Origin of the sequence: Hydrogenibacillus sp. N12, from assembly GCF_019645935.1 — a bacterium.
Taxonomy (GTDB): domain Bacteria; phylum Bacillota; class Bacilli; order Thermicanales; family DSM-22653; genus Hydrogenibacillus; species Hydrogenibacillus schlegelii.
The window spans coordinates 2,597,791-2,622,221 of record NZ_CP080953.1 but is presented as its reverse complement, the minus strand read 5'-3'; the positions used below and the strand labels follow the sequence as shown (position 1 = coordinate 2,622,221).

21 protein-coding genes and 1 pseudogene are annotated in these 24,431 nt (G+C 70.0%); 20 read left to right on the top strand and 2 right to left on the bottom strand.

What is annotated here, in order from left to right:
- The first annotated feature begins 75 nt into the window (after positions 1-75).
- The 3 genes from K2M58_RS12255 to K2M58_RS12245 all read left to right on the top strand — a co-directional run bounded on the left by K2M58_RS12255 (position 76) and on the right by K2M58_RS12245 (position 4,620).
- Positions 76-1,122, top strand: coding sequence for a M23 family metallopeptidase (locus K2M58_RS12255; protein WP_220677767.1), 1,047 nt, complete (start codon positions 76-78; stop codon positions 1,120-1,122).
- Complete coding sequence (locus tag K2M58_RS12250; RefSeq protein ID WP_156423454.1) at positions 1,094-1,549, top strand: bactofilin family protein; 456 nt, start codon at positions 1,094-1,096, stop codon at positions 1,547-1,549. The genes K2M58_RS12255 and K2M58_RS12250 overlap by 29 nt, the downstream gene beginning before the upstream one ends.
- A 140-nt stretch (positions 1,550-1,689) precedes the next feature.
- Positions 1,690-4,620 carry an insulinase family protein gene (locus tag K2M58_RS12245; RefSeq protein WP_220677766.1) on the top strand — a complete coding sequence of 977 codons (2,931 nt, stop codon included), beginning with the start codon at positions 1,690-1,692 and terminating at the stop codon, positions 4,618-4,620.
- On the opposite strand, the gene K2M58_RS12240 is transcribed toward K2M58_RS12245, so the two are convergent.
- Positions 4,607-5,842 carry a hypothetical protein gene (locus tag K2M58_RS12240; RefSeq protein ID WP_220677765.1) on the bottom strand — a complete coding sequence of 412 codons (1,236 nt, stop codon included), beginning with the start codon at positions 5,840-5,842 and terminating at the stop codon, positions 4,607-4,609. The genes K2M58_RS12245 and K2M58_RS12240 overlap by 14 nt on opposite strands.
- A 107-nt stretch (positions 5,843-5,949) precedes the next feature.
- On the opposite strand from K2M58_RS12240, the gene tmk reads away from it, so the two are divergent.
- Entirely contained in the window at positions 5,950-6,585 is a 636-nt protein-coding gene (gene tmk / locus K2M58_RS12235; RefSeq protein ID WP_354667538.1) for a dTMP kinase, read from the top strand.
- Positions 6,586-6,697: 112 nt separating this feature from the next.
- Positions 6,698-7,639: an ROK family protein gene (locus K2M58_RS12230; RefSeq protein ID WP_220677764.1), complete on the top strand. Its 942-nt coding sequence runs from the start codon at positions 6,698-6,700 to the stop codon at positions 7,637-7,639.
- A 57-nt stretch (positions 7,640-7,696) separates the two neighbouring features.
- On the opposite strand, the gene K2M58_RS12225 is transcribed toward K2M58_RS12230, so the two are convergent.
- A complete protein-coding gene (locus tag K2M58_RS12225; protein WP_220677763.1) occupies positions 7,697-9,733 on the bottom strand; it encodes a transglycosylase domain-containing protein in 2,037 nt (678 codons plus the stop codon).
- 252 nt (positions 9,734-9,985) lie between these two features.
- On the opposite strand from K2M58_RS12225, the pseudogene speE reads away from it, so the two are divergent.
- The 15 genes and pseudogenes from speE to K2M58_RS12150 all read left to right on the top strand — a co-directional run.
- A pseudogene (gene speE, locus K2M58_RS12220) lies at positions 9,986-10,807 on the top strand (polyamine aminopropyltransferase); the annotation flags it as partial.
- A gap of 74 nt (positions 10,808-10,881) precedes the next feature.
- Positions 10,882-11,766 carry an agmatinase gene (gene speB / locus K2M58_RS12215; protein WP_220677761.1) on the top strand — a complete coding sequence of 295 codons (885 nt, stop codon included), beginning with the start codon at positions 10,882-10,884 and terminating at the stop codon, positions 11,764-11,766.
- Positions 11,767-11,826: 60 nt separating this feature from the next.
- A complete protein-coding gene (locus tag K2M58_RS12210) occupies positions 11,827-13,908 on the top strand; it encodes a (Fe-S)-binding protein (RefSeq protein ID WP_252393487.1) in 2,082 nt (693 codons plus the stop codon).
- Between the two features lie 140 nt (positions 13,909-14,048).
- Positions 14,049-15,242, top strand: coding sequence for an acetyl-CoA C-acetyltransferase (locus K2M58_RS12205; protein WP_220677759.1), 1,194 nt, complete (start codon positions 14,049-14,051; stop codon positions 15,240-15,242).
- 87 nt (positions 15,243-15,329) lie between these two features.
- Positions 15,330-16,028, top strand: coding sequence for a TetR/AcrR family transcriptional regulator (locus K2M58_RS12200; protein ID WP_252393486.1), 699 nt, complete (start codon positions 15,330-15,332; stop codon positions 16,026-16,028).
- Positions 16,029-16,072: 44 nt separating this feature from the next.
- Complete coding sequence (gene rpoE, locus K2M58_RS12195) at positions 16,073-16,570, top strand: DNA-directed RNA polymerase subunit delta (protein ID WP_220677758.1); 498 nt, start codon at positions 16,073-16,075, stop codon at positions 16,568-16,570.
- 113 nt (positions 16,571-16,683) lie between these two features.
- Complete coding sequence (locus tag K2M58_RS12190) at positions 16,684-18,345, top strand: CTP synthase (RefSeq protein WP_220677757.1); 1,662 nt, start codon at positions 16,684-16,686, stop codon at positions 18,343-18,345.
- A 120-nt stretch (positions 18,346-18,465) separates the two neighbouring features.
- The gene (locus tag K2M58_RS12185; protein ID WP_220677756.1) at positions 18,466-18,837 is read left to right on the top strand and encodes a response regulator; all 372 of its coding nucleotides are present in this window, start codon (positions 18,466-18,468) and stop codon (positions 18,835-18,837) included.
- Positions 18,838-19,022: 185 nt separating this feature from the next.
- Positions 19,023-19,877, top strand: a complete 855-nt coding sequence (gene fba / locus K2M58_RS12180; RefSeq protein WP_220677755.1) for a class II fructose-1,6-bisphosphate aldolase — start codon at positions 19,023-19,025, stop codon at positions 19,875-19,877.
- A 36-nt stretch (positions 19,878-19,913) separates the two neighbouring features.
- Entirely contained in the window at positions 19,914-20,594 is a 681-nt protein-coding gene (gene fsa / locus K2M58_RS12175; protein ID WP_066201490.1) for a fructose-6-phosphate aldolase, read from the top strand.
- 3 nt (positions 20,595-20,597) lie between these two features.
- Entirely contained in the window at positions 20,598-21,284 is a 687-nt protein-coding gene (locus K2M58_RS12170) for a hypothetical protein (protein WP_066201494.1), read from the top strand.
- 69 nt (positions 21,285-21,353) lie between these two features.
- Positions 21,354-22,325, top strand: coding sequence for a class II fructose-bisphosphatase (gene glpX, locus K2M58_RS12165; RefSeq protein WP_066201691.1), 972 nt, complete (start codon positions 21,354-21,356; stop codon positions 22,323-22,325).
- A gap of 29 nt (positions 22,326-22,354) precedes the next feature.
- Positions 22,355-23,176, top strand: coding sequence for a M23 family metallopeptidase (locus tag K2M58_RS12160; protein WP_220677754.1), 822 nt, complete (start codon positions 22,355-22,357; stop codon positions 23,174-23,176).
- Positions 23,177-23,370: 194 nt separating this feature from the next.
- Entirely contained in the window at positions 23,371-23,574 is a 204-nt protein-coding gene (gene rpmE, locus K2M58_RS12155) for a 50S ribosomal protein L31 (RefSeq protein ID WP_066201695.1), read from the top strand.
- Between the two features lie 145 nt (positions 23,575-23,719).
- Positions 23,720-24,367, top strand: coding sequence for a YhcN/YlaJ family sporulation lipoprotein (locus tag K2M58_RS12150; RefSeq protein WP_220677753.1), 648 nt, complete (start codon positions 23,720-23,722; stop codon positions 24,365-24,367).
- The last annotated feature ends 64 nt before the right edge of the window (positions 24,368-24,431 follow it).

Below are 24,431 nucleotides of genomic sequence, written 5' to 3'. Positions count from 1 at the left end.
AAAAAAAGACTCCTTCTCCGGGAAGGAGTCTTTCTTTTTTTGTCGAACTCCTTCCGTTTGGGAAGGAGGAGCTCGATGAGACGCCTGAAGGCGCTCGTCCGGCGCCTCGGCCGGCCGTGGCACGTGCAGATCGTCCCGGGGGATGCCGGCGAGATCCGCCACGTCCGCCTCCGCGGCTGGATGCTGGCCCTGGCGCTGGGCGGGGTCGCGCTTTTTTGGCTCGGCTTCACCCTGGCCGTGTTGGCGTTCGTCTGGAGCCGGCAGGCGCTTTTGGCGGCCGAGGCGCGGCTCGAAGCCGTCCGGGGCGAAAGCCGGCAGGCGGTCCGGCAGGCGGCGGAAGAGTCGAATCGTCTGCGGGATGAAAACCGCACCCTCCGGAGCCGGTATGAGGAGCTTTTCGAGCGGCTTCGCCGGCTGGAAGAAACCGTCGAAACGAACGACGAACGGTTGAAATCGATCGCGCCGCCGACTTCGAAGGCGCCCGCGAAGGGGCAGGCGGTCTTCCTCGCGGCCAAGCGGGAGACGGCCCGGATCGCCGCCCTCACCGCCCGGCCGCTCGCGGCCGGCGCGCCGCCGGCTTCGGCGCTCGTCGAGGCGGCGGAGCGGGGGCTTTCCGCCCTCGAAAAGGCGGCCGCCGCCCAGGGGGCGGCGATCGAGGAGACGGCGGCGGAAGTCGAAGCGTATCGGGAACGCTTGCGCCGGACGCCGGACATCGCCCCGGCGGCCGGCCGGGTGACGAGCGGGTTCGGCTTTCGCCCGGATCCGTTTACGCGAACGCAGCGTTTTCACGAAGGCGTCGATTTTGCCAATGCCGTCGGGACGCCGGTCGTCGCGACGGCGAAGGGGACGGTCGTCTTTGCCGGACGGGACGGCGGCTACGGCCTGATGGTCGAGATCGACCACGGAGGGGGGCTCTCGACGGTGTACGCCCACCTGTCGGCGATCGCCGTCCGGGTCGGCGAAACGGTGGACAAAGGGGCGGTCATCGGCCGCATGGGAAACACCGGCCGGAGCACCGGACCGCATCTGCACTACGAAGTGCGCCGCTACGGCCGCCCGGTCGACCCGGCGCCGTATCTGGGAGGGGAGATCCGTGTGGAAGCGGGAGAAGCCCAGGACTGAGTCGCCGGCGGGCATGACGGTCATCGACGCCGGCACGCGGCTCGAAGGCCATCTGTTCGCCACCGCGGCGGTCCGGATCGACGGCACCGTCGAAGGCGACGTCACCGTCGAGGGGGCGCTCGCGATCGGCGCCACCGGACAGGTGCACGGGACGGTCCGGGCCCGGGAAGCCCACATCGCCGGCAAGGTTCGCGGGGATCTGTTCGTCGCGGAAGCGCTCGTCCTCGAGCGGACCGCCGACATCGAGGGGACGGTGGAGTACGCCGTCCTCGCGGTGGAAGAAGGGGCGTCCCTGACGGGAACGGTTCGGAAAAAGGCGGCCGATCCGCCGGCGGAAGACGGCGGCCGCCGGAGCCGCTTTCAGACCCGCATCCGGCCCCACGCGGCGGCGCCGGAGCCGGGAGAGGCGGCGGAACCGGACGCCTGACGGAGCCCGCCGTCCGGGGTCCGGCCGGGCGCGGCCTCTTTTTCCTCCCGTCGGTCGCCGGGGCGCTGCGGAGGCATAAGGCAAACCTTTCCGTTCACACTATGATCGACGCCACCGCGATGAGGAAAAGGGGTGGACGCATGCAGCCGATCGACTGGCCGGCCGAGTGGGCCGGCTTCGTCCTCGAAGCCGAGGAGACGGTCGAAGAGATCCCGGCGCTGGCCCTCCGGCTCGTGCACCGGCCGACCGGGGCGCGGGTGCTGGCCCTCCTGGCCGACGACGACAACAAAGTGTTCGCCGTCGCCTTCCGCACCCCGCCGGCCTCGTCCAACGGCCTGCCGCACATCCTCGAACATTCGGTGTTGAACGGCTCTCGGAAGTACCCCCTCAAGGAGCCGTTCGTCGAGCTGGCGAAGGGATCGCTGAATACGTTTTTGAACGCGATGACCTATCCGGACAAGACCGTCTACCCCGTCGCAAGCCGGAACGAAAAAGACCTCTGGAACCTGATGGACGTCTACCTCGACGCGGTGTTTTTCCCCAACCTCAAAAACGATCCGATGATTTTAAAACAGGAAGGCTGGCACTACGAACTCCGCCGGCCGGAAGACCCCCTTCTCATCCGGGGCGTCGTCTACAACGAGATGAAGGGCGCCTACTCCTCGCCGGAGGGCGTCCTCTACCAGGCGCTCCAGAGCGCCCTTTATCCGGATACGCCGTACCGTTTCGACGCCGGCGGCGACCCCGACGTCATCCCGACGCTCACGCAGGAGGAGTTCGTCCGCTTTCACGACACGTATTACCATCCGTCCAACGCGTATTTCTTCTTTTACGGCGACCTCGACCTTAAGGCGGCGCTCAAAAAGCTCGCCGACGACTACCTCGCGGCGTTCGGCCGCCGGCCAGCAGGCGCCGCCCCGCTCCGCCAGATGCCCTTTGCCACCGCCAAGACGGTTCGCGCGCCGTACGCGATCCCGGCGGGGGACGACCCGACCGGCAAGGATTTTCTCGCCGTCGGCTTCGCCGCCCACGACGCCCTTGACGTCGAGACGGCCCTCGCCTTCGACATCCTGAGCTACATCCTCCTCGACAGCCCGGCGGCGCCCCTCAAAGAGGCCCTCCTCCGGGCGGGCTTCGGCCGGGACGTCTTCGGCCTCTACGAGCCGGCGCTCCGGCAGCCCCTGTTTGCCGTCGTCGCCAAGGGCGCCCGGCGGGAGGATCTCGAGCGGTTCGATGCGGCCGTCCGGGAAATGCTTTCGCGCTTTGCGGCGGCGGGGCTTCCGCCGAAGCTCGTCGAGGGGGCGATCGCCCGGAAAGAATTCCAGCTCCGGGAGGCGGATTTTCGCGGTTACCCGAAGGGGCTCGTCTATCTCCTTTCCGCCCTCACGACGTGGCTTTACGACGGCGACCCGCTGGCGCCGCTCCGCTGGGAACCGGCCCTGGAGACGATCAAGCGGGAGGCGCCCCACGGCTACTTCGAGCGGCTCCTCCGGACGCGGCTTCTTGCCAACGAGCATCGGGTCCGACTCGCCCTCGAGGCGACGCCCGGGCTCGAGGAAGAAAAGCAGGCGGCCCTCGAAAAAACCCTTGCCGAGCGGAAAGCGTCTCTCTCCGAAGCGGAAAAGGCAGCCCTCATCGCCGAGACGGAAGCGCTTCTTCGGCGCCAGACGACGCCGGACGATCCGGAAGCCTTAAAGGCGATTCCGATCCTCTCCCTCGACGAGGTGCCGAAGACCGTCGAGCCGATTCCGACGGCGGCGGAGACGGTCGCCGGGACGACGCTTCTCGTGCACGCGCTGCCGACGAACGGCGTCGTCTACGGCAGCCTCTATCTTTCCCTCGCCGACGTCGCCCCGGAGGACCTTCCCCGGCTGTCGGCCTTAAGCGCCCTCCTCGGCCGCATAGACACCCGCCGGCGGACGTACGGCGAACTCGCCACCGCCCTTGACCTCGCCACCGGCGGCTTCCGGGCGTCGGTCGAGACGATCGAGCGGGCGGACGGCTCGGGCTATACGCCGTACCTCGTCGTCCGCTTCAAGGCGCTTCGGCCGAAGCTGCCCGAGGCGCTCGCCCTCGTCCGGGAAATCCTCACCGAAAGCCGCTTCGATCACGTCCGGCGGGTCCGGGAGCTTTTCGACGAACAGGCCTCCCGCCTCGAAATGAGCCTGTACGACCGAGGCCACCTCGTCGCGGCGGGGCGGATGCTCGCCCTCTTTTCGCCGGCGGCCAAGGTCCGGGATCTTACCGGCGGCATCGCTTATTTTCACGCTCTCAAAGGCTGGCTCAAGGATGAGCGGGCATTTCGGGACGTCGTCGAGGGGCTGGACGGCCTCCTGCACCGGACCGTCCGCCGGGCCGCCCTCCTCGGCTCGGTCACCGTCGATCCGGACGGCGCCCCGGCGTATCGGGCGGCGTACGCCGCCTTCCTTGAGGCCCTGCCGGAAGGTACGCCGCCCCGGCCGGCGCCGCCGCCGGAGGTCGGCCGCCTGAGGAGCGAAGGCCTTCTTTCGGCGGCAAAGGTCCAGTACGTCGCCAAGGGGTATAACTTCCGGGCCCTCGGCTACGGGTACACCGGCCGGCTGGAAGTGCTCCGGACGCTCCTTACCTACGACTACCTGTGGAATCGCGTCCGGGTCCAGGGGGGCGCCTACGGGAGCTTCGTCACCTTCGACCGGAGCGGGAACGTGGCCTTCGCCTCTTACCGCGATCCGCACCTCGACGAGACGCTGGCCGTCTTCGACGAGGCGCCGGCCTTCATCGAGCGGTTTTCCGCCGACGGGCGGGAGATGACCAAGCTCATCCTGGGCACCGTAAGCCGCCTCGACCGGCCCCTGACGCCGGCGATGAAAGGCGAGCGGGGCGACTACCTCTATCTTGCCGGCCTCGACGAGGCGACCCTCAACGCCGAGCGGGCGGAGATCCTCGCCACGACGCCGGAGGACATCCGCCGCCTCGCGCCGCTTGTCCGGGACGTCCTCGCCCACGGCCGGATCGCCGTCCTCGGCGGGAGCGAGCGCCTGCGGGCGGCCGGCGACCGCTTCGACGTCCTCACCCGCGTCACCGACGACTGAACGCCGCCCGACGGGTCGCGTCGGGATCCGGCGGCGGCGGAAACGAAAGGCGGAGGAGCCCGCCGCCCTCCCCGACGAGGGCGGAGGTGCCGCCGCAGGCGGCGACCAGCCGCCGGAGGGCGCCGACCGCCTCCCGGACCGCTCCGCCGGCCGGCGCGGCGGGAAGGCGGATCACAAGCCCCCGCCCTTCCTCGGCCACCGTGATCCGGAGGGGGTCCGGCGAGACGTCCCGGACGGCGTCGGTGAGGAGATCGAGGGCGGCAAGAAGCTGCCGGCGGTCCACCCACGCCGGCCGCTTCCCTTCGCCGCTTACGGCCACCGCCTCCGGGTCCGGCCGCTTCGCCCGCCAGCGCTCAAGCGCCGGGAGAAGGACGAGGGCCTCAGGCCTGGGTGCCTCCGGCGCGTAGACCAGCGTCATGCGGTCGAGCGTCACCTGCATCGCCTGAAGCGCTTCGGCGACCGGCGCCCGCCACGGCGGGGAGAGGGCTTCGGGATGGGCGGCGAAGTACCCCATCACCGTGGCCAGCGGGTTCCGAAGCCGGTCGGCGACGTCCCGAGCGAGGGCGGTGGCCCGATCGGCGGGGGCGGCGGCCCGAACAAGCGCCCGATGGGCGACGGCCCAGGCGTCGAGCGCCCGGTCGACCGGCGCCTCGCGGCCGAGCATCAGCTCGAGGAAGGCGGCGCCGCCCGGGGCGCCGAAGTCCGCCTCTGAACCCGAGACCGCCGGGCCGGCGAGGCTCGTCCACCGGTGGAACAGCCGGTGCGGGTGTTCGGCGCCGACGAGCCAGGCGGCCCGCTCCCGCTTAAGGGCAGCGTCGAGCGCCGTCGGCGGATACGATCCCCCCCGCTTCAGGCCCGGCCGGAGGCCGTACGGCCGTCGGGTGAGGGGGTGATCGGCCGGCGAGACCGCGAGCACGCGCCCGGCGGCGTCGGCGATGAGCCAAAACGGCCGCCACGCCGCCGCAAGGCGTTCCTCGGCGGCGCGGGCGGCGGCGTCGAGCAGGCGGCCGAAGCCGGGCGCAGGGGAGGCGACATCGTAGCGCCGAAGCGGCTCTCCGGCGACATCCTGCCCGGCGTAAGCCCGCCAGAGGGCGAGCACCGTCGGGCGAACCGGCGGCCGGGGATCGCCCGCCTCAAAAAAGGCCCGCCAGGCGTCCAGCGCCGGATCGTCGTCCGGCCCCTTCTGCCCGGCGGCCAGAGGGAAAACCCGATCGGGCGACATCGCGACGACTCCGTTAGGCCGACCGGACCATCGCCGGCGGCCGAATTCTTATGCTATAATAAAATGAATTGGGATGATCGGACAAGGGACCAAAGGAGGCGTCGGCGATTACCGTCCATGAGCGGCTGATCGCGCTGGAAGGGATCGAAGGGGCCGGCAAGACGACCGTCGCCGAACGGCTGGCGGCGCGCCTTCAGGCCCTCGGCCACGCTGTCGTGCGGACCCGGGAGCCGGGCGGCGTGCCCCTGGCGGAGAAGATCCGCGCCCTCCTCCTGGACGAGGCCGGGGAGGCGCTCGACGCCGGCGCCGAAGCCCTTCTCTTTGCGGCCGCCCGCCGGCTTCACGTCCGGGAGATCATCGCGCCGGCGCTCGCCGCCGGGCGCTTCGTCCTCGTCGACCGCTACATCGACTCCTCGCTCGTCTACCAGGGGCTCGTCGGCGGTGCCGGCCTCGAGGCGGTCCGGGCGATCAATGCGTTTGCCGTCGGGGATTACTTTCCGGCGGTCACCGTCCTCTTGGACCTCGATCCGGACGAGGCGCTCCGGCGCCTGGCCGCCGATCGGCGCCGGGCGGCGAGCCGCTTCGACCGCCGGCCGCCGGCCTTTCACCGGCGCGTCCGGGACGGCTACCTCCGGCTGGCCCGGGAGGCCCCGGAACGGTTTATCGTCGTCGACGCCGGGGCGCCCCTGGAGGCGGTGGTGGAGGCGGCCTTTTCGGCCCTTCGGGCCCGCTACGGTCTGTAGCGCCCGGCGCCGCGGCGCGGGCCGGCCTTCGCCGGGGAACGCCCCCCGGTCTCCGAACGTCTGCCCTCCGTCCGAAAGGCTGACCCAGGCTGACCGAGAAAGAAGGGACACGATGCGCTACGCCCTCGCCGTCGATCTCGGCGGCACGTCGATCAAGTTTGGCCTTGTGAGCGAAGCGGGCGACATCGTCCTCCGGCACGAGCGCTCGACGCCGAAAGCCGGCGGCCCTCCGGCGGTTGTCGCCGCCATCGCCGAAGGGCTTCAGGCGCTCCTCGCCGGAGAGGCCGCCCCGGCCCTCGCCGGCGTCGGCATCGGCATCCCGGGCCTTGTCGATCCGGAGACAAAGACCGTCTCCCTCGCCCCGAACCTCGGCTGGGCCGACGTCCCGGCCGGCGCGCTGTTCGCCGAGGCGCTGCCGTGGCCGGTGGCGCTGGAAAATGACGCCCGGGCCGCCCTCCTCGGGGAGCGGTGGCGGGGCGCCGCCCGGGGCGTCGACGACGTCCTCCTCGTCACGCTCGGCACCGGCGTCGGCGGCGCCGTCTTGAGCGGCGGCCGCCTCCTCCGGGGGGCGCGGGGCCTGGCCGGCGAGATCGGCCACCTTCCGGTCCATCCGGCCGGCGCCCGCTGCGGCTGCGGCGCCGTCGGCTGCCTGGAGACGGAAGCGTCGGCGACGGCCCTCGTCCGGCACGTCGAGGCGGCCCTCCGCCGGGGGGAGCCGTCGGCGCTGGCGGGCCGCCCCCTCTCCCCGGTGGCGATCGCCCAGGCGGCGGAAGCCGGCGACGCGGTCGCCCGGGCGGCCTTCGACCGCGTCGGCCGCTTTCTCGGCCTCGCTTTGGCCGGGCTGGCGAACGCGTTGAACCCCGCCTTAATCCTCCTCGGCGGCGGGTTGGCGTCGGCGGAGGCCCTCTTCCGGCCGGCGATGAGGGCGGCCTTTTCGGCCCACGCCCTGCCGGCGCACCGGGCGGCGGTCGACATTCGCCGGGCCGCCCTCGGGAACGACGCCGGCCTCGTCGGCGCCGCCTACGCCGTCTTTTCCGCCGCCGTCGCCGGCTGAAGCCAAAGGCGGCGAAACGGCCCGGCGCCCGGGAGGAAGCGCCGCCGGCGCCGGAGGCTAGCGCCCGGGGATCGGGTCGCCGAACAGCTGCCGAAGCCGGTCGATGAGCGATGCACGCCGCCCGGCCGGAGGAGCCGGCGGCCGGCCTTCCCGTTCGGCCGGCCCGGAGCCTGCCACAAGGCCGCACGGTGCCGGCGGTTCGGTGCCCCGGACGAAATAGACGAGCGTTCCCCGGCCGCACGTCGCCCGCCCGCTCGCTTCGTCGACGTAAGCGGCGGCGACGCCGTCCGGGATCGGAAACAGGTGCGGCGGGACGTTCTGAAGCGCCCCCTCCAGCACGTCCGCAAACAGATGCTTGGCGATCGGACCGGCGATCCGATCGTCGATCGGCCGGGCGTCGTCCCGACCGACCCAGACGACGACGGCAAGATCCGGCGTGTAGCCTGCCATCCAGGCGTCGGTCGCCGTCGTGCCGGATTTTCCCGCGACAGGACGGCGGATGTCGGCGGCGATGAGGGCCGCCGTCCCCATCGCTTCCGGCGTTTCGCCGACGTCGAAGACGCCCTCCAAAAGCCGGGTGAGGACGAAGACCGTCGCCGGATCGGCCGCCAGCTCCCGCTTCGGCCGGGCCTCGTAGAGGACCCGGCCGTCTTTCGTTTCCACCCGCTCGACGAGGTGAAGCGGCGCATGGAGGCCGCCGGCGGCGAGGGTGGTGTACGCCTCGGCGAGCTCGAGGGGCGTCACCCCCTGCGCGCCGAGGGCGAGGGCCGGAACCGCCGGAAGCGGGGATCGGATGCCGAGGTCGTGCGCTCGCCGGACGACCGCCTCGGCGCTGGCGGCCATGAGGGCCGAGACGGCGTAAATGTTGTCGGAGCGCTTGACGGCCCGGAGCATCGTGATCGGGCCGTAGTAACGGTCGCCGTAATTTTTCGGCGCGTACGTCCGACCGCCGTCGTAGACGAAGACCGTCGGTTTGGAGTCGACGACGGAAAGCGGCGTCATGCCGGCCTCGAGGGCGGCGAGGTAGACGATCGGCTTGAAGGCCGACCCCGGAGGCCGGCGGGCGGCGGTCCGGTCGAACGGTTCGGTGCGAAAGTCTCGGCCGCCGACGAGCGCCCGGATGCCGCCGTCCGCCGGATCGGCGGCGACGATCGCCGCCGTGAGGCCGTCGGCGTCGCCGGCAGGGAGGCGCCGGGCGAGGGCGGCTTCGGCGGCCTGCATCGCCTTCGGGTCCAGGGTGAGGGTCACCGTGAGCCCGGCGTACGGCTGGACGGCCCGGGGGAGGCCAAGCTCGGCCTCGAGAAACCGGACGGCCGCCTCCCGGGCGTAGCCGTAAAGGTCCGGCGCCTGTTTGCGCCGGACGAGGGCCAGCGGCGCCTCGGCGGCCCGGGCCGCCTCTTCCGGCGAGAGGGTGCCGGCGTCGACCATCGCCCGGAGCACCTCCCGCCGCCGGGCCAGCGCCGCCTCCGGGTGACCGAACGGCTCGTAGAGTGCCGGCCCTTTGGGGATGCCGGCGAGGAGCGCCGCCTCGGGGAGGGTGAGTTCGGCGGCCGATTTGCCGAAGTAAAGCCGGGCCGCCGCCTCGACGCCGTAGGCGCCGTTGCCGTAGTAGATCGTGTTCAAGTACCGTTCGAGAATGGCTTCCTTCGTCAGCGTCCGCTCGAGCTTGAGGGCCAAAACCGCCTCCCGGAGCTTCCGGCTCCACGTCCGCTCGTGGCTCAAATAGGCGTTCCGGGCGAGCTGCTGGGTGATCGTGCTCCCGCCTTCAATCAGGCGACCCGCCCGGAGGTTGTGGACGAGGGCGCCGGCGATGCGGATCGGGTCGAGGCCGAAATGCCGGTAAAACCGCCGATCTTCCACCGCCAGCGTCGCCTCGATGAGCGCCGGGCTGATCGCCGAAAGGGGCACCTCGACCGGCGCGTCCCCGCCCGGAAGGGGCGTCCCGTCGCGAAACCGCCAGTCGATGCCCGGCCGCTCCGGCGGCGGAAGCGGTCCGGTGTTCACGTAAAGAAAAACGACGACCCCGGCGAGCCCGAACCCGACGAGCCCGATCAGCCTGGCGATCCAGCGGGCGATGCCGAAAAGCCGCCGCACGCGCTTCCCTTCTTTCCGGTCCAAACCTGTCCTGCCAAGTCGCCTTCTTTTTCCAGTATGGGAGGCGGCGGCGCCGGTCATACGTCCGGCGGCGGATCCGTCCGGCGGCCGCCGTTTCGCCCGGCGACATCGGCCGCTTTTTCTTCGGCGACCGGGGCGCCGCCGGGCCCTTGCGCCGGCGGGCGAAACGATTATAATCGCTCTGAAAGCCCGGCAGGGCCGGGCGATTTTCACGAGAGCGAGGTCGGGACCGTGGAGCTCTGGTTTACCGAACATCAGACCGAAGGCTTCGGCATCACCGCCCGCATCCGGCGGGCGCTTCACAGCGAGACGACGCCGTACCAGCGCCTCGACGTCCTGGAGACGGAGGCGTTCGGCACGATGCTCGTCTTGGACGGCATGGTCATGACGACGGAGCGGGACGAGTTCGTCTACCACGAGATGATCGTTCATCCGGCCCTCGTCACCCATCCGGCGCCGCGGCGGGTGCTCGTCGTCGGCGGCGGGGACGGCGGCGCCGTCCGGGAGGTGCTCAAGCACCCGGCCGTGGAAGAAGTCGTCCTGGTGGAGGTCGATCGGGCGGTCGTCGAGGCGTCCCGGCGGTATCTGCCGTCGATCGCTGGCGCCCTCGACGATCCCCGGGTCCGGATCACGATCGGCGACGGCTTCGAGCACATCGCCCGGGCCGAAGCCGCCTACGACGTCATCCTCGTCGACTCGACGGAGCCGGTCGGGCCGGCGGTGCGGCTCTTTGAGGCGGGCTTTTATGCCGGCATCAAAAAGGCGCTCCGGCCGGAGGGGCTTTTCGTCGCCCAGACGGACAACCCGTGGTTCAAGCCGGCCCTCGTGCAAAAGACGTTCGCCGCCATCGCCGGGACGTTTCCCCTCGCCCGGCTGTACGTGGCCAACATCCCGACGTACCCGAGCGGCCTCTGGACGTTTACGCTCGGTTCCCTGCGGCACGATCCCCTCGCGGTGCCGCCGGAGCGGATCCCCGACCTCGACACCCGGTACTACACGCCGGCCATCCACCGGGCGGCGTTCGCCCTGCCGCGGTTCGTCGAGCGGCTGCTCGCCGACGGTTTCGCCGCCGCCGGCGGGGAGACGGCCCTCGCCTCCGGCGCGCCGGCCGGCGGGGAGGGCGGCCGATGATCGTCCCCGAGGCCGAATCCGGCCGCCGCTTCCTCGGGTCGAAGGGGGAGGCGGAGGCCGCCGTCGTCCTCTTCGGCGCCCCGATGGACTGGACGGTGAGCTTCCGCCCCGGCGCCCGCTTCGGCCCCGAGGCGATCCGCCGGGCGTCGGTCGTCCTCGAGACGTACAGCCCCGCCCTGGACGGTGACCTCGCCGACGTCCTGTATGCCGACGCCGGCGACGTCGCCCTGCCGTTTGGGAACACCGCCCTCGCCCTCGAGCGGCTCGAGGCGGTCGCCGCCGGCCTCGTCGCGGCGGGGAAGGTCCCGTTCGCCCTGGGCGGCGAACATCTCGTGAGTCTTCCCCTCGTTCGGGCGGTCCGCCGCCGGTACCCCGACCTCGCCGTCGTCCACATCGACGCCCACGCCGACTACCGGGAGGCGTACGAAGGGGAGGTCCTGTCCCACGCGACGGTCATCCGACGGATCGCCGAGGCGGTCGGCGGCGGGCGCGTCTTTTCGTTTGCCGTCCGCTCCGGCACGGCGGAGGAGTTCCGGGCGGCCCGATCCGAACTCCGCTTTTTCCCCTTTGCCCTCGCGGAGCCGCTCGAAGCGGTCCTCCCGGAGCTCGCCGGCCGGCCGGTCTACCTCACCGTGGACATCGACGCCCTCGACCCGGCCTACGCCCCGGGGACCGGGACGCCGGAGCCGGACGGGATATCGCCGGCGGAGCTTTTTTCCGCCCTCCGGCGCCTCGCCGCCGCCGGCGTCCGCCTCGTCGGCGCCGACCTCGTCGAAGTGGCGCCGGCGTACGATCCGACCGAGCGGACGGCCGTTCTCGCCGCGAAGATCGTCCGGGAGCTTTTGATCGGCTTTTGGTCCCGCCGCCGGAGTGTGCTATAATAGAAGCACAACTTTGAGCGAATGCTCATTCATTCGGCAGAAAGGCGGGATCGACCGGCGATGTGGCTCGTGGTGAACGCCCTCCTGTTTGTCCTCGTCACCGGCTACGCCGTCTGGCTGTTTGCCCGGCTCCTGGCCGCCCGAATCGCTTTCATCCGGCTCGGCCGGCCGGAAGCGCTTCCCGGCGACCGGGGCGAGCGGATCCGGGGCTTTGTCCGCTACGTCTTCGGCCAGAAGAAGCTCCTCAAGGACCGGAAGAGCGGGCTGATGCACGTCGTCTTTTTCTACGGCTTCATCATCATCCAGTTCGGGGCGATCGACCTCTTTCTCAAGGGGCTCGTCCCGGGGATGCACCTTCCGGTGCCGTTTTACCCCGGCTTTCTCTGGCTGCAGGACGTGACGGTCTTTTTGGTGCTCATCGCGCTCCTTTTTGCCGTCTACCGGCGCTATATTGAGCGGCTCTGGCGGCTCGAGCCGACGCTCAAGGCCGGCCTCGTCTACATTTTTCTCGGGGTCCTCCTCCTCTCCCTCATGCTCTCCGGCGCCTTCGAGCTCCGGATGCACGGCCTCGCCTGGGACCCGTACCGGCCCGTCGCGAGCGCCGTCGCCGCCCTTTTCCCCGGCATGAGCCCGTCGGCGGCGACCGGGGCCTTTTACGCCGCCTGGTGGCTGCACCTCCTCGATCTCCTCGCCTTCCTCGTCTACATCCCGCAGTCGAAGCACATGCACCTCATTATGGCGCCGGTGAACACGTATCTCCGGCGTCTCGGCCCGCCGTCGAAGCTCCGGCCCATCGACTTCAGCGACGAGACGGCGGAGACGTTCGGCGCGGCGAAGATCGAAGATTTCACCCAGAAGCAGCTCCTCGACCTGTACGCCTGCGTCGAATGCGGCCGCTGCACGAGCATGTGCCCGGCGTCGAACACCGGAAAGGCCCTTTCGCCGATGCACCTCATCGTCAAGCTCCGGGACCATCTCACGGAAAAGGGCGCCGCCGTCACTTCCCGCTCGCCGTGGCTGCCGGAGGCGCTTTTTGCGACCACCCGGGGCGTCCGCCTCGCCCGGGGCGACGAAGCGCTCCGGGAGGAGGTGTTCGCCCGGCGCCTCGCCGGCGACGTCATCAGCGAGGCGGAGATCTGGGCCTGCACGACGTGCCGGAACTGCGAGGACCAGTGCCCGGTGATGAACGAACACGTCGACAAGATCATCGACCTCCGGCGCTACCTCGTCATGACCGAAGGGTCGATGCCGCCGGAGGCCGCCCGGGCCATGCAGAACATCGAACGGCAGTACAACCCGTGGGGGATCAGCAAATCGGAGCGCCTCGCCTGGCGGAAGCAGGCGGAGGCCGGCATCGCGCCGACGGTGAAGGAAAACCCCGACTTCGAATATCTCCTCTGGGTCGGCTCGATGGGCTCGTACGACGCCCGGAGCACGAAGATCACCCGGGCGCTGGTGAAAATCTTAAACCACGCCGGCGTAAACTTCGCCGTCCTCGGGGAAGAAGAGAAAAACTCCGGCGACACCGTCCGGCGGCTCGGGAACGAATTTTTGTTCCAGCAGCTCGCCGAGGAAAACGTCCGCCTCTTCGAGCGCTACGGCGTCAAAAAGATTCTCACGTTCGATCCGCACGCCTATAATGTCTTTAAAAACGAATATCCCGACTTCGGCTGGCAGGGGGAGGTCGTCCACCACACGGAGCTTCTCGCCCGGCTGATCGACGAAGGGAAGCTCGTCCCGACCCGACCCGTCGAAAAGACGGTGACGTATCACGACTCGTGCTATCTCGGCCGCTACAACGGCATCTTCGATGCGCCGCGGCGGATCCTCCGGGCGATCCCCGGCGTTCGGCTCGTGGAGATGGATCGGAGCCGGGAAAACGCCATGTGCTGCGGCGCCGGCGGCGGCCTCATGTGGATGGAGGAGCGGGAGGGGATCCGCGTCAACCTCCTTCGGACGGAGCAGGCCCTTAAGACCGGCGCCGGCCTCATCGCGAGCGCCTGCCCGTACTGCCTGACGATGATGGAAGACGGTCTCAAGCAAAAAGAGGCGGAGGCGGAAGCGTACGACGTCGTCGAGCTCCTTGCCCGCTCCCTCGGGCTTTTGGACGAAGCGCCGGAGGCGGAAGCCCGGGTCTCCTAGGCGCCGCTTAAGCCCTCGGACGGGCCGGACACCCGGCCAGGCGGCGGTCCGTGCGGCAAACGCCCCGGGAGCGTCCGGTCCGCCCGCCGGGCCGGAAGGCGGGATGGGGAGCACGGGACGAGAGGAAGGAGGCATTTGCGATGCGGGAAGTCGTCATCGTCGCCGGGAAGCGGACGCCGTTCGGTCGCTTTCAGGGGGCGCTCAAGCCCTTAAGGGCCGTCGAGCTCGGGGCCGCGGCGATTCGGGCCGCCCTCGAGGAGGCCGGCGTGGACGGCGCCGACGTCGACGAAGTGCTCATGGGCATGGTGCTCACCGCCGGCGCCGGCCAGATCCCGTCTCGGCAGGCGGCCCGCCTGGCGGGGCTTCCGTGGTCGACGCCGTCGGTGACGGTGAACAAAGTGTGCGCCTCGGGGCTCAAGGCCGTCACCCTGGGCGCCCAGAGCATCAAGGCCGGCGACGCCGACGTCGTCGTCGCCGGCGGCATGGAGTCGATGTCGAACGTACCGTACGCTGTCCCCCGGGCCCGGGAAGGCCTCCGGATGGGCGACGGGGTGCTCCTCGACCTGATGGTCTACGACGGGCTCACGTGCGCCTTCCACGGCGTCCACATGGCCCAGCACACGAACCGCGTCGCGCGGGAGTACCGCGTGAGCCGGGAAGCGCAGGACGCCTTCGCCCTCGAAAGCCACCGCCGGGCGGTGCGGGCGACGGAGGAAGGGAAGTTCGCCGAAGAGATCGTCCCGGTCGCCGTCCCGCAGCCGAAGGGGGGCACGGTCCGGGTCGAGCGGGATGAGGCGCCGCGGCCGGACACGAGTCTCGAAAAGCTCCGGGCGCTTGCGCCGGTCTTCGACGCCGACGGGACGATCACCGCCGGGAACGCCCCCGGGGTGAACGACGGCGCCGCCGCCCTCGTCCTCATGAGCGGCGAGGCGGCGGCGGAGCGGGGGGTGCGTCCGCTGGCCCGTCTCGTCGGCTACGCCCAGGTGGCGGAAGAGGCGCCGTACATCGCCACCGCCCCCGCCCGGGCGATCGAGCGGTTGCTCCAAAAGACCGGCCTTCGCCTGTCCGACATCGCCGTCATCGAGATCAACGAGGCGTTCGCCGCGGTGCCGATCATCTCCGGGCGGCTTTTGGGCCTGACCGACGAGGACTTCGCCCATCGCCTCAATCCGAACGGCGGCGCCGTCGCCCTCGGGCACCCGATCGGCGCAAGCGGCGCCCGGATTCTCCTGACGCTCATCCGGGAGCTTCGGCGCCGGGGCGGCGGCTACGGCATCGCCGCCATCTGCAGCGGCTCCGCCCAGGGCGACGCCGTCCTCGTCCGGGTCGACTGACGCCCGTCGTCCGGCGCGGTCGACGGGCGACCGAGGCCCGGCGGGCATCGCCCGCGGCGGGCGTCCGACCACAAAGGGGGGGTGGCCGTGAGCGGCCCGAAGGACATCCCGACGTTCGTCAAGGACGAACGGCTGGTGGAGATGCGCCGGGAGCAGATCGTCCGGGCCGCCGTCCGCCTGTTTATCGAAAAAGGGTTTCACCGGACGACGACCCGGGAGATCGCCCAGGCGTCCCGCTTCAGCATCGGCACGCTGTACGAGTACATCTCGTCCAAGGAAGACGTCCTCTACCTCGTCTGCTATGACATCAACGCCCGGATGCGGGAAGGGTTAGAGCCGCTGGAGGCGCTCGAGGCGCCGCCGGATGCGCTCCTTAGGCTGGCCATCGAGCGGCTCATCCGGGTCGTCGACGCCATGGACGACGAGGTGCTCCTCATCTATCAGGAATCGAAGTCGCTCCTTCCGGAGGCGCTCAAGGACGTCCTCCGGCGGGAGGCGGAGATCGTCGCCTTCTTCGCCCGCCTGCTTCGGGCCGGCCGGGCGCAAGGGGTGTTTCGCATCGCCGAGGAGGACATCGACCTCATGGCGGAAAACATCGTTGTCCTGGCGGAGATGTGGGCGTTTCGCCGCTGGGCGCTTCGCAAAAAATATTCGATCGAGCGATTTATCGCCACCCAGACGCGGCTCCTTCTGGGCGAGCTCGGCGTCCCGGCGGAAAGCGGCCGGCCGTCGGAGGGACGGCCCGCTGCGGTGGGGCCGTCAGACGTCCGGCCGGCGGAGGATTGACGGCCCGGCGCTTGCGGATAGAATGAAAAAGCGGAGGGATGCCGATGACAGGCAGCCGCGTGGAAGCGGAAGACGTCCGGGAGACGGCGATGATCGACCTCGCCCATCGCCTGCTTTTGGAGCACGGCTCGGCGCTCAACTTTCGCGAGCTGTTTCGCCGCATCGCGGAGCTCAAGGGGTTTCCGCCGGAAGAACACGACCGCTGGCTCGTCCAGTTTTACACCGACCTCAATACCGACGGCCGCTTCGTGAGCTTGAGCGACGGCGAGTGGGGGCTTAAGGCCTGGTACCCGACGGAGCAGTATGAAGACGGCGCCCAGTATCTCGCCCTCATCGGCGACGAGCTCGACGAGGAGCTCGACGTCCTCGGCGAGGAGGAAGAGGGCCTCGGCCTCGAGGAAGAGGAGGAGCGCCTCGATCTCGACGACGAGGGACTCCTCGACGACGAAGGGCTGGACGAGGCCTTAGACGACCTCGATCCCCTCGAGGACGAGCCTCTGGGCGGCGACGAGCTGCTTGCGGAGGACGAGGAAAACGACTAAAATAGGCGAAGGGCATCGGGAAAAGCAAACGCCCCCGCGGGCGCTTTTGCTTTTCTTTTATTTTTTTTGGCGGATTTCTGGGTGGATTTTGGACGGAAAGGACCGCGCGCGCCATGAACGATCCACGTTCGACCCGCTTCATCTTCGTCACCGGCGGCGTCGCCTCGTCCCTCGGGAAGGGCATCACCGCCGCCTCCATCGGCCGCCTCCTGAAAAGCCGCGGCTTCCGGGTGGCGATCATGAAGCTCGACCCGTACATCAACGTCGATCCCGGCACGATGAACCCCTACCAACACGGCGAGGTGTTCGTCACCGGGGACGGGGCGGAGACGGACCTCGACCTCGGCCACTACGAGCGGTTCATCGACCTCGAGCTCACGCACCTTTCCAGCGTCACCGCCGGGAAGATCTACGCCAGCGTCATCGCCAAGGAGCGTCGCGGGGACTACCGGGGGGAGACGGTGCAGGTCATCCCCCACGTGACGAACGAGATCAAAAGCCGCATCTACGCCCTGGTTGACGAAAGCCGGCCGGATTTTCTCATCGCCGAGATCGGCGGCACCGTCGGCGACATCGAGTCGCTGCCGTTTCTGGAGGCGGTGCGGCAGATCCGGCACGAGGTCGGCCGCGGAAAGACGGCGGTCGTCCACGTGACGCTCGTGCCGTACATCAAGGCCGCCGGCGAGCTCAAGACGAAGCCGACGCAGCACAGCGTCAAGGAACTCCGGAGCATCGGCATCCAGCCGACGATCATCGTCTGCCGGGCGGACCGATCGCTGCCGCCGGAGGTCAAGGAAAAAATCGCCCTTTTTGCCGACATCGATGCTCGGGCGGTCGTCGAGGCGGTCGACGCCGAAACGCCGTATGAAGTGCCGCTCCTTCTCCAAAAAGAAGGGCTCGACGACGCGATCCTCGCCCATTTCCACCTCACGGCGCCGCCGGCGGACCTCGCCGAGTGGGCCCGGCTCGTCGAACGGTTGAAGCGGCCGGAGACGGCCGTCGAGATCGCCCTCGTCGGCAAGTACGTCGCCCTTCACGACGCCTACTTGAGCCTCGTCGAAGCGCTGAAGCACGCCGGAAGCGCCCTCGGCGCCGAGGTCCGGCTGCGCTGGGTGGCGGCGGAGGCCCTCGAGGCGGGCGGCGAGGCGGAGGCGCTGGCCGGCGTCGCCGGCATCCTCGTCCCCGGCGGCTCCGGCGATCGAGGCGCCGAGGGGAAGATCCGGGCGATCCGCTACGCTCGGGAGACGGGCGTGCCGTTTCTCGGCATCGGCCTCGGGATGCAGCTTGCGGCGGTCGAATACGCCCGGAACGTCCTCGGCTTCCCGCGGGCCGGGAGCGTCGAGGTCGATCCGGCGGCGGACCCGGCGGTCGTCGTTCCGGTCCGCCCGGCGGCCGAGGGGGAAGATCCCCGGAGCGCCTTATGCCTTGGGAACGTCGCCCTTTCCTTCGCGCCGGGGTCGCGCCTTCAAGCGGCATACGACGCCGAAGGGGGCGTCGAGCGCGTCCGGCACCGGTTCGCCCTGAACCCGGCGCTCACCGATGTCCTGTTCGGCGGCGAACTTCGGGTCGCCGCCACCGGCCAGGGCCGGGTGCAGGCGATCGAGCTTCCGTCGCACCCGTGGTACGTGGCGACGCTCTATCATCCGGAATTCACCTCCCGCCTCAACCGCCCGAACCCCCTCATCCGGGCGTTTCTCGCCGCCGCCCTCGAGCATCGCTTTTCCGCTTCCGAACCGCCTTCGACTTCGAAAGGGGCGGCCGGCCGGTCGCAGTGACCGGCCGGCTTTTTTCGCCTGCCCCCGCACCGCCGTACCCGAAAGCTCCTTTTTGCGGTATAATTCTTTTCGGAAGCGTTTGATTCTGACCGGCGGCCGGCGGTGAAGGGAGGGAAGGTGATGGCGGACATCTTGGTGGTGGACGATCAGGCGGGCATTCGCCTTCTGCTGAAGGAAATCCTCGAACGCCAGGGGCATACGGTTCATCTGGCGGCGGACGGCCGGGAAGCCCTCGGCGCCATCCGGGCGCAGCAGAGGTCGTTCGATCTCATCCTGCTGGACATGAAGCTCCCGGGCCAAAGCGGCCTCGAGGTGCTTCGCGCCTTGCGGAACGAGGGGTTAAAGGTCCCGGTGATCATCATGACCGCCTACGGGGACGTCGAGCAGATCCACGAGGCGCGGCGCCTCGGCGTCGAGACGTATCTCGCCAAGCCGTTTGACATCGCCGAGCTTTCGCACGAGGTGGCCCGGCATCTCTCGCCGGCCGTCTGATCCGGCCCGCCGGACCGGTCTTTGGCCGATCCGCCGCCCGGTCGATCAGGCGGCCATTTTTGTTGTATAATAAGGATATCATCATAAGGGCACAATCGACCGATCGCCCGGGCGGGCGCCGGATCGGATCGGGCCGACCCCCGCCGGCGCCGAGCGCGGGGACGGTGGGGAGGAGAAGGTGCGCGATGCCGCTCGTTGCGATGACGGAACTCATGCGGCGGGCAAAGCGGGAGCGGTTTGCCGTCGGGCAATTTAACATGAACAACCTCGAATTCGTGCAGGCGATCATGGAGGCGGCGGAGCTCGAGCGGGCGCCGTTGATCTTCGGCGTGAGCGAAGGCGCCCTCAAGTACATGGGGGAGCGCTACGTCGTGGCCCTGGCCCGGGCGGCGGTGGAAGGAAGCGACATCCCGGTCGTCCTCCACCTCGACCACGGGTCGAGCTTTGAAAGCGTGATGCGGGCGATCCGGGCCGGCTTTACGTCGGTCATGTTCGACGGTTCGCATCTTCCCTTCGAAGAGAACGTCCGCCTGACGCGGGAGATCGTTCGGGTGGCCCACGCGATGGGCGTCTCCGTCGAAGGGGAGATCGGCCGAATCGGCGGCGTCGAAGATGACCTTTCGGTCGAGGACGAGGAGGCGCAGATCACCCGGCCGGAGGAGGCGATCCGCTTCTTCGAAGAGACGGGCGTCGACGCGCTGGCGATCTCCGTCGGCACGGCCCACGGGATCTACAAAGGGCGGCCGAAGATCCGCTTCCACGTCATCGAGGCGGTCGCCCGGGCGATCGAGGCGCCGATCGTCCTCCACGGCGGCTCCGGCGTGCCGGAAGAAGACGTTCGGCAGGCGATCGCCCTCGGCGTCGGGAAGATCAACGTCAACACGGAAAACCAGGTCGCGATGACCGAAACGATCAAACGGATCTTTGCCGAAAAGCCGGACGTCTACGACCCCCGCAAATACCTGGGGCCGGCCCGGGACGCGATGCGAGAGGTCGTCCGGGCGAAGATGCGGCTTTTCGGTTCGAGCGGAAAAGCCTGACCGGGGAGGTGAAGCCCGGCGAAGCCGGGCGCGTCGGTGAAGCTCTTTTTGGATTCCGCCAACATCGAGGAGATCCGGGAAGCCCACGCCCTCGGCGTCTTGAGCGGCGTGACGACGAATCCGACGCTCGTGGCCAAGGAAGGGCGGGATTTTCACACCGTCATCAAGGAGATCATCGGCATCGTGAGCGGCCCCGTGAGCGCCGAGGTCATCGCCACCGACGCCGACGGGATGGTCGAGGAAGGGAAGCGGCTCTTTGAACTCGGCCCGAACGTCGTCATCAAGGTGCCGCTCACGAAAGAGGGGCTTCGGGCGACGGATCGGCTCGCCCGCCTCGGCATCCCGACGAACGTGACCCTCGTCTTTACGCTGAACCAGGCGCTCGTCGCCGCCCGGGCCGGGGCGACGTACGTCTCGCCGTTCGTCGGCCGTCTGGACGATATCGGCCACGACGGCATCGCCCTCGTCGAAGACATCGTGCAGGTGTTCGAGCGGCACCACCTCGACACCGAGGTCATCGCCGCGAGCATCCGCCACCCGGAGCACGTCGCCCGAGCGGCCCGGGCCGGGGCGCATATCGCCACCGTCCCCTACGCCGTCTTGATGAAGCTGATCGAGCACCCGCTCACGGCTCAGGGGCTCGAGCGGTTTCTGGCCGACTGGCGCCGGGCCCGAGGCGCGGAGCCCGTCCCGGGCGCCGGCCCGAAAGGAGGATGACGGATGGCGCTCTGGCTGTTTCCCTTGCTCGCGGTGTTCATCAGCCTGTTTTTCGCCCTCGACGTCTTCCGCGCCTGGCAAAAAAGGCGGCGGCCGTCCGACGGGCTGTTTGCCCTGTCGCTCTTCCTCTTTGCGGCGGCCGCCTTCGGCGAATTTTATGGAAGCGCTTTCGGATGGAACCCGGTGATGTACAAGATTTATTACTTCCCGGCGATCGCCCTCGTCGCCTTCATGGCCGCCGGGACGTTGTATGCCCGCGGGTCGAACTGGCTGAGCCGCGGGTACCTCATCGCCGCCGTCCTCCTTTCCGCCGCCTTCCTCGTCGCGCTGATCGCGGCGCCGGTCGACCCGGCGATCTGGACGATGAAGGGGCCGGTCGGCGGCGAGTTCATGCCGGGTTCGGTGCGGATCTTCAGCCCGCTCCTTTCCGCCGTCGGCGGACTCATCTTGCTCGGGAGCGCGGCGTATTCCTGGTGGCAGACGCGCCGAGACGGCTTTCTCATCATCTTTGCCGCCGCCCTTGTCTTAAGTTCCGGCGGGGTGCTGGCCAAATACGTCGCCCTGCCGGAAGTCCTGCCCTTGACGGAGCTCATCGGCATCGCGCTGTATTACGCCGGCATCCTGCGGCTCGGGGCGGCCGCCCGCCGGGCGACGGAGGGCGGGGAGAAGGCCGCCGGATCGCGGTCGTAGGGCCGGGCCGCCGAGCGCGAGAACCGGTCGAACCGTAACAGGCCGGAACGCACGGGGGAGGTGCCGGAGATGGAGCGAAGCCTCACGTTAGAACTCGTCCGGGTGACGGAGGCGGCGGCGATCGCTTCGGCCCGCTGGCTCGGCCGCGGCAAGAAGCACGAAGCGGACGAGGCGGCGACGAAGGCGATGCGGACCGTCTTCGACACGGTGCCGATGAAAGGCGTCGTCGTCATCGGCGAAGGGGAGATGGACGAGGCGCCGATGCTCTACATCGGCGAACGGCTCGGCATGGACATCCCCGGCGCGCCGGAGGTCGACGTCGCCGTCGATCCGCTGGAGGGGACGAACATCGTCGCGAACGGCACGTGGAACGCCCTCGCCGTCGTCGCCGTCGCGGATCGGGGCAATCTCCTGCACGCGCCGGACATGTACATGGAAAAAATCGCCGTGGGTCCGAAGGCCCGGGGGGCGGTGCACCTCGACGCGCCGGTGGAAGAAAACCTGAAGGCCGTCGCCCGGGCCCTCGGCAAGGACGTCGAGGACGTCGTCGCCGTCGTCCTCGACCGGCCCCGGCACGCCCGGCTGATCGAGGAGATCCGCCGGGCGGGCGCCCGCATCAAGCTGATCCCGGACGGCGACGTGTCGGCCGCGATCCACACCGCCTTTCCCGAATCCGGCATCGACATCCTCTTCGGCATCGGCGGCGCGCCGGAAGGCGTCATCGCCGCCGTTGCCCTGAAGTGCCTGGGCGGCGATTTTCAAGGCCGCCTCGTGCCGCAAAGCGACGAGGAGCGGCGGCGGATGCGGGCGATGGGCATCGCCGACGAGCGGCGCATCCTCGCCCTCGACGATCTCGTCAAAGGCGACGACGCGATCTTCGCCGCCACCGGCGTCACCGACGGGGAGCTCCTTCGCGGGGTGCGCTTTACCGGCACGTCGGCCCGGACGCACTCCGTCGTCATGCGGTACAAATCCGGAACGATCCGCTTCATCGAGGCGGAGCACCGGCTGGAACGGAAGCCCGACTTCGTCGTCCGCTGAGTCCGCCGAAGACGGTTCGGCCGAAGGAGGTGCGGGCGGTGACGGACGTCCCGATGGACGCTGTCGTCGAGAGGCCGGCCGCCGCCGGCTATCCCGTCCGTCCGGCGCCGCCGAAGGGCGCCGCCCCTTCCGCTCGCCCGGCGCCGGCTTCGCCGGGACCGGACGCTCCGGCAAAGCCGGCCGCCGTCGCCGCGAACGTGCGCTACCGCCACCTCGCGGCGCGCTTTCCGGTGGTCCCGGCGGGCCGGCCGGAGCCGCGGCGTCAGGAGGCGGCGCCGACCTACGGCCCCCCCGTTCACCCGACCGGCGCCCGGCGGCCGGCCGCCGGCATACCGGCGCCGCCGGGAGACGGGGCGGCGCTTTCGGCCGGGGAGGCGTCCCGGGAAGCGGCGGCCCTTCCGGCGAACGACGCCCCGGCCGTCGCCGGGCCGGTCCCCTTTCTCTGGCCGGTGGAGGCGCCGCGGGTGACGAGTCCGTTCGGTCCCCGGTGGGGGCGGTTTCACTACGGCGTCGATCTCGTGAGTGCGCGGGGGGATCGGATCATCCGGGCCGCCCGATCCGGCATCGTGCGGCTGAGCGGCCGCCTTGCCGGCGGCTACGGCAACCTCATCATCCTCGCCCACGGCGACGGCCTGGAGACGACCTATGCCCACCTCGCCCGGCGCTTCGTCCGGGAAGGAGAGTTGGTCCGCGCCGGAGAGCCGATCGGTCTCATGGGCGCCGAGGGGCATGCGACCGGCATCCACCTTCATTTCGAAATCCGGCAGAACGACCGTCCCCTCGATCCCCTGCCCCTGCTCCGGTCCGCGGGGTGGGCCGGGACAGGGGCCGCACGGCCGTCCGGGGGGTGACCCCGCCCGGGCCGGGATCGGTCGGCCTCCGGCGAGGCGGACCGGCTCGGGCGACGGAGCCTCGCGAGGGGATCGGGGGCCGGGACCGGTCCCTTGCGGTGCCGTCGGGACCGTGGTATAATGAAGGCCGTTTGCTCGAAGGATCCGCGACGGACGTTCCGGGACCCCGCCTCGGGCGGCGAGGAGGTGAAGGCATGAAAAAGGACATCCATCCGACCTATCAGAAGGCCGTCGTCATCTGCTCGTGCGGCAACACGTTTGAGACCGGCTCGGTCAAGCCGGTGCTCCGGGTCGAGATCTGCTCGGCGTGCCACCCCTTTTTCACCGGCAAGCAGAAGTTCGTCGACACCGGCGGCCGGATCGACCGGTTCCGGAAAAAGTACAACCTGCCGTCCTGACCCGCCGGGAGCGGGCTCGACCGGCCGCACCCGGCGGCTTTTTTTGCCTGCGGTGCCGTTTGCGCCGGCGCCGGTGCCACGGCGGCGCTGGAAAGAAGATCGCCTCAACCGCCGCCCGGCGGCGAGCCATGCTAAGGGCGAGGAGGTGGAACAGGCGATGAAAAAGCCGCTCCTTCCCCTGGCCGCCCTGGGCCTGGCCGCCGCCCTCGCCGCCTGCACGCCTCAGCAGTCGACGACGGGCATGGGCGAGCGGACGCCGACCGACGTGACCTACCGCGGCACGGCGCCGCAGGCGACGCCGATCGTCCCGGACGGCGCAGCCCGGGTCACCCCCGGCGCCCCCGCGGCGCCGGAGACGGCCTATCCGCCCGCCCGGACGCCGGGCATGCGGCCGACGGCGACCGGCGAGCGAGTTCCGTCGCCCGGACCGTGGGGGACGCCGAATCCGAACGCCCTCCCGGATCTGAACGCGGTGGCGACGCGGATGGCCGGCACCGCCGCCTCCGTCCCCGGCGTCAACCGGGCGACGGCGGTCATCGTCGGCAACACGGCGTACGTCGGCCTGGACATCGGCGACGCCGTCCCGCGGGATCAGGCCCTCCAGATCGAGCGGATGGCCGCCGATCGGGTCGCCCGGGCCTATCCGGAGTACAACATCCGGGTCACCTCGGACAAAGGCCTGATGCAGCGGATCGGCACCCTCGGCGAGCGGCTCCGCGGCACGCCGGACGTGACCCGCTACCGGAGCGACATCGATTATCTCAACCGTCACCTCGCGCCGGCCGCCCGGTAACGGCCGGGGCCCGTGCACGACCGCCGGGTCGTGCACATTTTACATAGATTGCCTTCGGAAGGCT